Annotated in this window: 1 pseudogene; it reads right to left on the minus strand. The window is 64.2% G+C overall.

From position 1 onward, the window contains the following. Positions 1-568, minus strand: a pseudogene (locus tag E5S66_RS13515) (transposase); the annotation flags it as partial. Positions 569-696: the final 128 nt, after the last annotated feature.

Raw genomic sequence — 696 nt, forward strand, 5'->3', positions numbered from 1 at the left:
ACGAAGTCCATCGACCACACCTGGTTCGCCGCGATCGGTCGCACGAGCGGCTGGCGCTCGCTCGGTAGCACCTTCTTGCGCTTGCGGCGTCGGACCTGCAGCTTCTCCTCCTGGTAAAGCCGTTCGACACGCTTGTAGTTCACGACCTCGCCGCCCTGGCGCAGCTTCAGGTGGATCATGCCGACGCCGTAGCGCCGGTGCCGCTGTGCCAGCGCCACGATGCGTTCGCGCAGCTCGACGTTGCGATCGGGCCGCGGGGCATAGCGGAATGCGCTGGCGCTCATCCGTACGACCGCCAGCGCCCGGCGTTCACTCAGCCCCTTGTCGATCATGTAGCGCACCTGTTCCCGCCGGGCCGGTGCGCTCACCATTTTTTTCGCAGGACGTCCTTGATCACCTCGTTCTCGAGGACCTGCTCGGCCAACAGCTTCTTCAGCCGGGCGTTCTCCGTCTCCAACTCCTTCAGGCGCTTGGCATCCGGCACGCTCATCCCGCCGAACTTGCTTCGCCACAGGTAATACGAGGCCTCGCTGAAGCCGTGCCGGCGGCACAGCTCCTTGATCGGCATGCCAGCCTCCGCCTCACGCAGGAAGCCGATGATCTGTTCTTCGGAAAACCGCTTCTTCACGTCCAATCTCCTTGCTGCCGGGGATTGGACTCCAGATCGCAGCGCTACTCAAATCCGGGGGGACGTCG

It is taken from the genome of Thermomonas fusca (genome assembly GCF_005862345.1).
In the GTDB taxonomy this organism is placed as follows: Bacteria; Pseudomonadota; Gammaproteobacteria; order Xanthomonadales; family Xanthomonadaceae; genus Thermomonas; species Thermomonas fusca.